Annotated in this window: 8 protein-coding genes; 3 read left to right on the top strand and 5 right to left on the bottom strand. The window is 42.5% G+C overall.

The genetic code is table 11. The features are described 5' to 3' along the window. Positions 1-231 precede the first annotated feature (231 nt). Positions 232-1,476 carry an RNA-guided endonuclease InsQ/TnpB family protein gene (locus tag EAE92_RS12570; RefSeq protein WP_214068327.1) on the top strand — a complete coding sequence of 415 codons (1,245 nt, stop codon included), beginning with the start codon at positions 232-234 and terminating at the stop codon, positions 1,474-1,476. 146 nt (positions 1,477-1,622) lie between these two features. Next, positions 1,623-2,165 carry a YniB family protein gene (locus EAE92_RS12575; protein WP_214068328.1) on the top strand — a complete coding sequence of 181 codons (543 nt, stop codon included), beginning with the start codon at positions 1,623-1,625 and terminating at the stop codon, positions 2,163-2,165. 57 nt (positions 2,166-2,222) lie between these two features. On the opposite strand, the gene EAE92_RS12580 is transcribed toward EAE92_RS12575, so the two are convergent. The 5 genes from EAE92_RS12580 to EAE92_RS12600 form a co-directional block, all read right to left on the bottom strand. Continuing rightward, on the bottom strand, positions 2,223-3,089 hold the full coding sequence (locus EAE92_RS12580) for a fructosamine kinase family protein (RefSeq protein WP_214068329.1): 867 nt from the start codon (positions 3,087-3,089) through the stop codon (positions 2,223-2,225). A 118-nt stretch (positions 3,090-3,207) separates the two neighbouring features. Next, entirely contained in the window at positions 3,208-4,095 is an 888-nt protein-coding gene (locus EAE92_RS12585) for a metal ABC transporter permease (RefSeq protein WP_046397550.1), read from the bottom strand. After that, positions 4,092-4,967 (bottom strand): metal ABC transporter permease, encoded by an 876-nt coding sequence (locus tag EAE92_RS12590; protein ID WP_214068330.1) that lies wholly within the window; start codon positions 4,965-4,967, stop codon positions 4,092-4,094. The genes EAE92_RS12585 and EAE92_RS12590 overlap by 4 nt, the downstream gene beginning before the upstream one ends. Continuing rightward, the gene (locus tag EAE92_RS12595) at positions 4,964-5,860 is read right to left on the bottom strand and encodes a manganese/iron ABC transporter ATP-binding protein (protein ID WP_065391449.1); all 897 of its coding nucleotides are present in this window, start codon (positions 5,858-5,860) and stop codon (positions 4,964-4,966) included. The genes EAE92_RS12590 and EAE92_RS12595 overlap by 4 nt, the downstream gene beginning before the upstream one ends. Next, on the bottom strand, positions 5,857-6,777 hold the full coding sequence (locus EAE92_RS12600) for a metal ABC transporter substrate-binding protein (RefSeq protein WP_214068331.1): 921 nt from the start codon (positions 6,775-6,777) through the stop codon (positions 5,857-5,859). The genes EAE92_RS12595 and EAE92_RS12600 overlap by 4 nt, the downstream gene beginning before the upstream one ends. A gap of 222 nt (positions 6,778-6,999) precedes the next feature. Between EAE92_RS12600 and EAE92_RS12605 the strand changes: the two genes are divergently transcribed. Then, positions 7,000-7,671, top strand: coding sequence for a transglycosylase SLT domain-containing protein (locus EAE92_RS12605; protein ID WP_339959378.1), 672 nt, complete (start codon positions 7,000-7,002; stop codon positions 7,669-7,671). The last annotated feature ends 850 nt before the right edge of the window (positions 7,672-8,521 follow it).

Consider the following 8,521-nt stretch of genomic DNA (forward strand, 5'->3'; position numbering starts at 1 on the left):
AGCGTTTCTGGCGGGAAAGTCTGGAGAGGGGGTGTTCTTAACATGGCGGCAAGCTCCGTTGAGTGAACGGAACTTAATTAAAACAAAGTGCCGGATAAAAAACCAGCACTTTGTCAATAATCTGAAAGCCCTTTGGGCTTTAGGTCTGGCTACTGCGACGTCTCCTGAATGAATGGATATCTGCCGGTAAAACAGGCTAAAATGAATGCACTTTATCAATGAGCGCTGAATATGTTAAGAGCGACCAAGATCCGCATCTACCCCACACCCGAACAGGCCGAGTATCTTAACGGTCAGTTCGGGGCGGTCCGTTTTGCGTACAACAAGGCGCTGCACATCAAAAAGCATGCCTACAAACGTCACGGCGTGAATTTAAATCCGCGCAAAGACCTCAAACCGTTACTGGCGGTCGCGAAGCAATCCCGCAAGTATGCCTGGCTCAGGGCATATGATTCTATCGCGTTACAGCAGGCGGTGATCAATCTGCATACTGCATTTGATAATTTCTTCAACCCGAAGTTGCGCGCCCAATTTCCCACGTTCAAACGCAAATGGGGCAAGCAATCCAGCTATCACTGTGTTGGGGTGAAAGTGCTGGAGGGCGCGGTGAAGATCCCGAAATTGTCACCGATAAAGGCCCGCATACACAGAAAAATTGAAGGGAAAGTGAAGAGCATTACGCTCTCTCGCACCGCCACGGGAAAATATTTCGCCGCTATCCTGTGTGACGATGGCAGGGAGGCGCCGGAAAAGCCGGGCGTTATCACCTGCGTGACCGGGTGTGATATGGGTTTGTCCCACTATCTTATCGTGTCGACCGGGAAGAAGGTCAATAACCCCCGTCACCTTATCAACGCCGCCCGTAACCTGCGTCGTAAACAGAAATCACTGTCCCGCAAACAACAGGGCAGTGCTAACCGCGGCAAGGCCCGATTACGTCTGGCGGCCGTCCATGAGCGGGTAGCCCATGCCCGCGCCGATTTTCAACACAAACTCTCTCGGACAATAGTTGACGAAAACCAAGCGATAATTGTTGAGACACTGAAATCGGCCAACATGATGAAGAATCACCACCTTGCCCGCGCTATCGGGGATGCGGGCTGGCATGGCTTCATCAAGAAACTGGAATATAAAGCCGCAGCGGCGGGCGTCCATCTGGTCAAACTGGATCAGTGGTTTGCCAGTTCGAAAACCTGCCATTGCTGCGGTCACAAAATGCCGGAAATGCCGCTGCGTAAGCGGATCTGGCCATGCCCTTGCTGTCGAGTCGAACATGACCGCGATATCAATGCGGCGCTCAACATCCAGCGCAAGGGCATACAGGAATTACAGGCGGCGGGACTCGTCGTTTCTGCCCACGGAGGCCAGCGTAAATCCGTCATAAAGACGGTGGCGGTCGGAGAAGTGGGAAGCCTCGCCGTTTACGGCCGGGAGCAGTCACTATCTCTCTCTGGTCAGACAGTTAGCGAGAGCTGATTGTAACAATCTCAGTAGATGAAATCTTTTCCTGATCGGGAACATGGTAAGAAATCCTTAGTTAATTAAATATAAAGTTAAATTTGGTGATTGATGGGCTATGATTAGCCAAAAATAAAATCTGCTGATTGCTATGAGGGATATCGATGACTTACCAAAAAGCCGGATACATCGCTATTATTAAGCGAGTTTTAGGTTGGATGATTTTTATTCCGGCACTTTTATCGACCATTGTTTCTGTGATCAATCTTGCCTGGTTGCATGGTATTAAAGGTGATGGTATCAATGCTGTTTTGGATGATTTGCTGAAAATGATGGCTGAAATGGTGCGTTTTAATACTCCATTTCTGGATTTCTTCTGGAAAAATTCGCCAACACCTGATCATCTGGCCGACTTTACCGGGTCAACACTTGGTTTCCTGATTATCTATTTTCTTATTTTTTTCGGCCTTGCCATGAATGCATCAGGTCAACGTATGTACAGGCAAGTAAAGTTTGTACGCGAAAATATTGAAGATCAGCTTATTATTGAAAAAGCTAAAGGCAATAATGGACTGACGAGAGAACAGATTGAATTAAAAATTAAACTTCCTCGTCATACACTGTTCAGTCAGATTTATATCTTATATATTTCACCGGTAATTATCGGTGCAATTTTTTATTTTCTATTGAAAATCTTAGGCTGGTAGACTCTCCGGTTGGCTATAGCTGCGGAATAAGGGTTTCGCAGCTTGATTACCTACTGATTAGTTATTTTCAATCAAAATATTATCAATAATATTCTGAACCGCAATAAGATTATCACCACCAAACAGATTACACCGGTTAAGCAAATAATAAAGCTGGTACACGGGTTGTCGTTCGATGAAGTTGGCAGGGAGCGGCCATACGCTCTGATAGCCATCGAAAATTTGCATCGGTAAATCAGGGTATAACGGTAACATAGCGAAATCACATTCACGATCTCCCCAATAACAGGCTGGGTCGAAGGCAACGGTTTGATCATCTAACGAAGCACAATTAGCAGGCCAGAGATCGCCATGTAAAAGAGAGGGTTGTGGTTGATGGTGTTGAAGTTTGTTGCTTATGGCTTGAACGATATTATCAATGTCGCCAAATATCATGTTTTTTTCTGCTGCGATTTGTAATTGCCAACCAACCCGCTTTTCCGCATAAAATTGGTGCCAACGTCGTTGCCAGCCATTGGGTTGTGGTGTCGTTGCCAGCATATTGTCAAAATCAAAGCCGAATTGAGGTTGCTCACTCCATTGATGAAGTTTTGCCAGTTGTTGACCGAAGCAATAGGCACTGTGAGGGTCAAAAGATTTTAAAGGCAGAAATTCAAGCAATAGAAAGCTATGGTCACGGGTGTTGCCGATACCATAAACAGTTGGAACACGGATAGTCTGGCTGCGTGCCAAGAGTTCAAGTTGTTCTGATTCTGCTTTGAAGACAGGGAGCATTTCCCGCAGGTTTGATTTGACAAAAACTTGTCGTTTTCCATGTGTGATTCGCCAAGCTTGGTGGATGTCCCCTCCGGCTAACTCAGTTTTATCGTGAATTTCAGCAACACCGAAATGTTCGTTTAACAAACGATTTATTGCTTGCCACATGGTTCACCTCTCTACGTCGTCAATTACTTTATGAACAATTATAGTCAGAGAAAATATATGATCAGGTAAAAAATATGATTAACAGGGTTATATCTCAAAACAGATATAACCCTTTTTGTTATTGGTTGGGTTCGTTAGAGATTTGTAGAGCAGCTTGATACGTTTTACGTTTAGATTTTGTTCTTACAAGTTTTATCTGATTGTAAGCCAGTGCTAGTGTAAAGAAGATAGCCTGAACAATAACAATGCATGGCCCCGTTGCGCCATCAATGTGGAAACTGATCAGAGTACCCAGGACGCAGGAACTGACCGATGCAATGATAGCGACAATTAACATTCGGTCAAAACTGCGGCATAGCATGAAAGCGATAATGCCTGGTGATATCAACATTGCAATAACTAAAATCATTCCCACTGCTTGCAGGGAAGCGACGATGGTCATGGACAGCAGGCAAAGCAAACCATAATGTAAAAGCTTAACAGGTAATCCCACAACGCGTGCTTGGTTCGGATCGAAGCAGTAAAGCATAAAGTCTTTGCGCTTTAGCAGTACCACCGCCATAGTGATACTGGTAATCCATAATGTTTGGTTCAACTCATCTTTAGTGATCCCTAGTATATTTCCGAACAGAATATGAGTGAGATGTTGGTCGGTATCCATACGGGCAAAAAGAACTAAACCGAAGGCAAACATGCCTGAAAAGACAATTCCCATGACAGTATCTTCTTTTATCCGGCTATGTTCTTTCAGATATCCCGTTGCAACAGCACAAAAAATACCGGAAAGGAATGCGCCAATCGCGAGCGGTATACCGGCGGCGAAAGCCAGCACAATACCTGGCAATACAGCGTGAGAAATGGCGTCTCCCATTAACGACCAGCCTTTAAGAACCAGATAACAAGAAAGCATTGCACATACCGCACCTGTTACAATCGCGGCGAATATCGCTCGTTGCATAAATGGAAACATAAACGGCTCAGTGAGAAACTGTATTAACTCATTCATGGTTGTGTCTCCTGAGCCAATGCTGAGGATTCTTTTTTGGCGCGTATACGTGAAGCGAATAGCCCATGTTTTGGCGCAAAGAAGAATGCCAGTAGGAAAATAACGGTTTGCAGTGTGACAATGACACCACCAGTAGCGCCGTTAAGGAAGAAACTTAGGTAAGCTCCAAATGCACTGGTCAGAGAACCAATAGCGACGGCAATGATCAGCAGATGCTTAAAACGATCGGTTAATAAGTAAGCTGTCGCGCCTGGAGTGACTACCATTGCAATCACCAGAATAGCGCCGACAGTTTGTAAGGCTGCGACAGTACAAGCACTCAACAAAGTAAAAAAAATGATTTTCATCCGCAAGGGAGATAAGCCGATAGAGCGTGCGTGCGTTTCATCAAAAAAGACAACGAGCAAATCTTTCCAGATAAACATGAGTACGATAAATGAAATTGCGATAATGATTTCAACTTGGAGAACATCTTCATCAGCGATGCCAAGGATATTGCCGAAAATAATGGTTTGTACGTTAACGGAAGTAGGATTGAGAGAAACGATTAATAAGCCGGCTGCAAAGAAAGTGGAAAAAATGAACCCAATCACCGCATCTTCGCGTAAACGAGTGATATGACGAACCAAGGTCATAGACAGAGCTGCCAGCATTCCGGTAAAAAAAGCACCACCTGCATAAGGGAGACCCAGTGCGTAAGCACCAGCGACGCCAGGTACAACTGAGTGAGAAAGAGCATCTCCCATCAATGACCAGCCTTTTAGCATCAGGTAGGAGGAAAGGAAAGCACAGACGGCACCGACGATAGCACTAACCCAGATGGCTTTTACCATGTAATTGTAGTGAAAAGGTTGCAGCAAAAGTTCTGTCATGATTGGCGCTTCTCCTTATGCTGACTCTGCCGCGGCGGAACATGGTGATCATGACCATAAAATACGGCTGCGCGTTCATCATCAGTAATAACCGTCAAGGAGCGTGGGTCATCATCGTCATGTAATTCCCGGCCGGATAGATTAATATGGCGAAGCACTCCACCAAAAGTCATCTCTAAATTTTTTTGGGTGAACGTTGTTTCTGTTGGGCCGCTTGCCAGAACAGTCCGGTTGATTAAGATAACATGGTCGCAGAATTCAGGCACGCTACCAAGGTTATGTGTGGAAACCAGAACCAGATGGCCCTCATCACGTAAATCACATAGTAGGTCAATGATGGCATTTTCTGTTTTTACATCAACACCAGTGAAAGGTTCATCCAGCAATAGGACTTTACCTTCCTGAGCTAAAGCTCTTGCAAGAAAAACCCGTTTTTTTTGCCCGCCGGAGAGTTCCCCAATTTGCCGGTTGCGTAGGGCTGTTAAGCCGACACGTTCAAGTGCTTTATCAACAGCTTGGTGATCTTTTTTACTTGGGATTCTCAGGAATCCCATTTTCCCATAGCGGCCCATCATAACAACATCAGAAACCAATACGGGAAAGTTCCAGTCGACTTCTTCTGTTTGAGGGACATATGCAATAATATTTTTCTTCAAAGCATTTTTGACTGGCATATCACTCAGAGTTACTTTTCCCTGAGATGGGCTTACCAGCCCCATGATGGTCTTAAACAGTGTGGATTTACCACTACCGTTAATGCCCACCAACGCACAGATAGTTCCACCGGTGATAGAAAAACTTGCATCATAAATAGCTGTGTGACCGTTGTTATAAGTCACAGTGGCGTCATCGACGACTAGATGAGGACGTTCAAACAGCATATTGCTATTCATTGATTAAATCCTTTTGCGATTGTATCTACAGTTTTGTTCAGTAAATCAATATAAGTTGGTACTGGGCCGTCACTGCCGGAGAGTGAATCTACATAAAGAACGCCACCATAACGGGCATCTGTTTCTTTACTGACTTGTTTGGCTGGTTTATCTGAAATTGTACTTTCGCTAAATACAACTGGGATTTTGTTTGCCCTTACAGTATCAATGACATGACGAACTTGTTGTGGTGAACCCTGTTCTTCCGCATTAATCGGCCATAGATAAACTTCCTTGAATTGGTAATCTTTAGCCAAATAGCTAAAAGCCCCTTCACTGGTGACTAACCAACGTTGATCCTGTGGAATCCGGGAAAGACGTTCTCGCAGTGGAGAATCTAGTTGGGCGATTTTTTCAGCGTAGGCTTTGGCATTCCTATTATAAATTTCTGCATTTTCAGGATCGTATTTCACAAACGCATGGCGGATATTTTCGATATAGACCAAAGCATTTGTGGGTGACATCCAGGCGTGAGGATTAGGGTTCCCGTTGTATGGTCCTTCACGGATAGGTAGTGGTTCAATGCCGTCAGTAATAACAACGGCAGGTACATCTTTAAGGTTTTCAAAGAAGCGTTCAAACCAGCGTTCTAGATTTAGCCCATTCCAAAGGATCAAATCTGCGTGTTGAGATTTTATAATATCTTTGGGGGTAGGTTGGTAATCATGGATTTCGGCGCCAGGTTTAGTAATTGATTCAACAATCGCCGCATCACCTGCTACGTTTTGTGCGATATCTTGAATGATAGTGAAGGTAGTGACGACTTTAAATTGTTTGGCGGCAGCTACCTGATGGCTAAATAAAATTGTGGATAAGAGAATCAACATAATTCCCAGAACAGAAGGGGAAAGTAAAAGCAGAGAAAGTTTTTTCTTCATCAATTCAAACCTTACTTGTTATAAGTATATATATGATAACGATTATCAATATCATCTAAGTAAAGTCAAGATTATAAAATTTGGGAACAGTGATTGTTGTGATAGTTATTCCATATGAATATGAACACGAATACAGTGAAAAGTTAAGTAAAAATATTTTTAGATTGTAAACGAAATTGTATATGCTGCGCTTTAGTAAAATTTGATCCAGAGGATTATAGGGTGAAATTAAGACTGAGCTTTATGGCACTGATCGTGCTGTTAGTCGGTTGCGCTGAGAGAAATGTTCAGCAAACAAATGCGGGTAAACAGTCCGGTCAGCAACGTATGCTTAGTGGCAATACTGCTAACGCAGCTAGAATTTCTTCTTTCCCGCCAACGCCTTTTGACACATTTATTCAACAGGCATCCAATCGGTACGGCGTTGATGAAACGTTAATCAGAGCGATTATTCAAGTTGAATCCGGTTTTCGCCCTGATGCGGTCAGTAAATCGAATGCGATTGGTCTTATGCAGATTAAAGCATCGACAGCAGGGCGGGATGTGTATCGACAGAAGGGGCGTCTTGGTCAGCCGACAACTAGTGAGTTGAAAGATCCTAAAACTAATATCGATCTTGGCACTGCTTATATCAGTATTCTGAAAGAGCGACATCTGGCAGGTATTGATAACCCTGAGACCCTCTACTATGCCACTATTGTTGCCTACGTAAATGGTGCGGGTGCTCTTTTGCGTACTTTTAGTGTGGATCGTCAATTAGCCGTTAATAAAATAAACCGCATGACGCCGGATGAATTTTATCAGTATGTTCAGGATAATCATCCAGCACCTCAGGCTCCACGCTATTTATGGAAGGTAAAAAAGGCTTATCATTCGTTAGTAATGGCAGATTGAGTTGCTGATAAAAATGACGATTCCATTTGCGACAGCCTTGCATTGGACGAAGGTTTTCGGCGGTTTTTGCTACATTTAACTGTGAAGGGCTTGTCTTAATCTGTAGTGGATTCTGGGAAATAAAATGATCCCTCCTTTGGTACTTGTGGAGGAGGGGATTTTAATATATGTGTTCACTAGTGTTTACAAGTTAAACGGTATAAGACTTCATTTCAATTTACATCATGCGATGGTAAATATCATCTGATATCCGATAATTCATATCTTATGTTTCTTATGAACAATACGGTATTACACTAATATTGATCTTAATTGTAAATTATTTTCTTATGAATATAAAGATAGTAAATCTTCATATTAATTTAATAAGATTATTATTATGTAATAATATTAATTTTGTCAATATATTATATTTTAAAGTAATTAAATATACAGGGTATATTTGTGAATGTTTAATGGGTTGTATTCGATGTGGCATTTTACCCGCTCCTTGTTTAAAAAGGTGAGGCGTTATTTTTCAATAAATTATCGAAGTTTTTTCGTGCTAACAATTGAATTAAGTATCAACCAAAATTTCTTATCAAAAAAATAAGGATGAAATAGAACATATATTTACGTTTCATAAATGACCATTTCTAGGTTTTAGGAAAGTTATCATCACAGAATTGCTAATAAATAAGTTATTTATATTCAATTCCAGAGAGAAAACATTGCCTGAGTATTTTAGTTGATGTTTAACATACCCATTTTTATTCCGCCCAGGATAAGTGGGGCAAAAATAAAAAAACGCTTGTGATGATTGCCAAGAATGATAGTTGCCAAATATCTAACAGATTTATTGAGGTAGTAA

This window comes from Photorhabdus hainanensis (genome assembly GCF_018448965.1).
In the GTDB taxonomy this organism is placed as follows: domain Bacteria; phylum Pseudomonadota; class Gammaproteobacteria; order Enterobacterales; family Enterobacteriaceae; genus Photorhabdus; species Photorhabdus akhurstii.